The sequence below is a fragment of the Photobacterium sp. GB-56 genome (assembly GCF_003026105.1).
Taxonomy (GTDB): Bacteria; Pseudomonadota; Gammaproteobacteria; order Enterobacterales; family Vibrionaceae; genus Photobacterium.
In genome coordinates this window covers 1-2,457 of sequence record NZ_PYNW01000041.1, presented here as the reverse complement: position 1 = coordinate 2,457, position 2,457 = coordinate 1, and the positions used below count along the sequence as shown (strand labels likewise).

General features: G+C 40.3%; 2 protein-coding genes. One reads left to right on the top strand and one right to left on the bottom strand.

Going from position 1 to position 2,457, the window contains the following annotated elements; translation table 11 throughout:
• Positions 1-143 precede the first annotated feature (143 nt).
• Positions 144-1,364, top strand: coding sequence for a hypothetical protein (locus tag C9J42_RS21200; RefSeq protein WP_107302299.1), 1,221 nt, complete (start codon positions 144-146; stop codon positions 1,362-1,364).
• A 56-nt stretch (positions 1,365-1,420) separates the two neighbouring features.
• Here the strand turns inward: C9J42_RS21200 and C9J42_RS21195 are convergent.
• On the bottom strand, positions 1,421-2,457 hold a 1,037-nt coding region (locus C9J42_RS21195), incomplete at its 5' end, for a formylglycine-generating enzyme family protein (protein ID WP_370445028.1).

Below are 2,457 nucleotides of genomic sequence, written 5' to 3'. Positions count from 1 at the left end.
CCTAACGCATAATAAGCACGCCCATCTCGGCGTGCTTTTTTGTGGAGGTCATATCTCATAATCAGGCCAATTATTGCCCAGTCTATTTAGCGTGTATTCTCACTCTGGAAATCGTTAACGCCGAAGAAAGATTGAAAATAACCATGAAAAATACCCCGTACAACTCACAGCACATTCCGCCGCAAGCACCGGGGAATCAGCAAGGCTTTTGGTCAAACATGGCCAGAAAAGGTGTACATTTACCCGCCTTATACCCTCTAGGGCATTTTAGATGTAGCGCAACGTTAACATTAAGTTGTTTAGTGACAGCGATGGCGAGTGGTAAAGTAATGTTCAAAAATCAGGCTGAGGAAAGTGCGGGAACTGGGGTTATTTTCTCTCCTTTCCCCACGATTGGGGTAAGACCATCAGGGCAAATAGGTGTCAGTGCTGAAGGGTTTGCTGGTGCTCAAGCCGGCGGGCAGTTAAGTGGAAAGGTCGAGTGGTTAATCCCTCAAAAGACGGGGACGACTGATTTTTCGGCTTTAGTTGAAATCAAAGCGGAAGGCAATGTGGCATTTGGGCTTGGTGCTGGGGTTGATTTTCAGGTTCGATTAGATAGAGGTAGCTTAGAAATCCATTGTTGTGCACGCTTAGTATGGGGGCCCGGAGCGTCCGGTGGTTTTGGCACCTCGATTGACTTTTCACAGTTATTTGAATTGGCAAAAATCATTTGGGAATCGATTGATACTATTGGTTGCCGTGTAATAAAAAACATAGATAGCCAATCCTATAATTATTTATATCAGGCCGCCTATAACGCTTTTACGGATATTAATTTAAATACGATTGAAAATAGTATAAATACTGGATTTGTTAATATTAGTGATTGGTGGAGATATCGTCTAGTAATGATAAAAAATGATATGTTCATTTCAGATGAAGCCAAACGTTTAAGTGCGCGGATTTTAAATCAAGATCGCAAGGTATTGAGTGGCGTTAGTTTAAGAATTCTTCCTCCTGAAACGGTAGGAATGATGCTCAATACCTTGGTCCATACGTATGTTTTCAATCGTGAAGAAAAACAGGAAAAAGCAATTTTTTTGTTATTGGCAGGCGCTGTTCGCTCTTGGCGTAAGTTTGTTGAAGTGTTAGCCCACATGAATGTCGAAGGTAAAAAACAAACTACAGATGATGCGCTTGTGAAAAACCTACAGCGTATAAATTACATCTTAGATGGCGATCAACAAAAAGAATTTAATCAATGGATTGCTCAGTTAGCAAGTGTAAATTATTTAGAAAATATGGGGATGGTTCCAAAAATACTCCCATACACTCCCACCAGTCCACACCTAAAAATCAAGCGTAATAATTTAAAACCGTAATGCAACGCTGCCGGCAATAATAGCCATTGGTTATTATTGCCGATACGAAATGCATACTACTTCACTGGTGTTGTTTGCTGCACAGCGCAACGAAAACCATTATATAAGTGGTATTTTTCTTGAACGATAGCATTACTTGCCCTTGATGTTGTTAATCCCACCCCTCTCATGGCTTTTTTAGTCCCTGATGATGGTCCCTGAGGATCGATTTCGGGTGAATGTTGATAATAATCTTCGCTATACCAATCATTCATCCATTCCATTACATTTCCAGCCATATCATACAAACCTAATGGATTAGGCGGATAGAGTTTTATTTGATTTAAGTCTGTAGAGCTACCAATATTCCATTCATCTTTTGTGTAATCAACATACCTGCCATCAACCAAATGCTGGTCACCTTTACGCTCAAGGTAACCGTTATTGGTTGCATAGTATAGATGCTTCCCACGATTTCTTGCCGCATATTCCCATTGTGCTTCTGTCGGTAAGTCAACCGGGTAACCTGTTAACTCACCCAACCATAAACAATAATCTTTTGCCTCTTGCCAAGTTTTGGTTGGAGTCGTTAAATTCTTAAACTCATCGTCAGAAAGATCATATTTATCTCTAATATCAGCTTTAACTACAGGTCTGTGATGTGCCCTTTGAAAGGCATCAAAACCGTGAAAAGTCGTTTCATGATTAGCTAAAGAGTAGTCACTTAAGGTCACTTTATGTATAAAATTAGCGCCAGTTTTAACATTCGTAATATCGGTATTGCACTTAGCATCTGGTGACCAATCCATTCTATCCGTAGAAATGGGACTACACGGTACTTTAAATGCGCCCATCATGAAGGTTCCACCTTTGATAAACACCATACTTTCTAGAGATTCAACAGCAACATCCACGATTTGATGTTGAAGTTTGGTATCTGCATCAGGGTAGAGCTTTTTTACTTTCGCTTCTATTTGAGTGATTTTCTCAGCTGGTACCGTTTTACTGGTTACTGAAGCGGTTGTCTCTCCAGTGCATGCTGTTAATACACATGCGCTTATTAATAGGCTCAGGTATTTTCTATACATTGCGCAATCAAATCCTTTCTGTACTC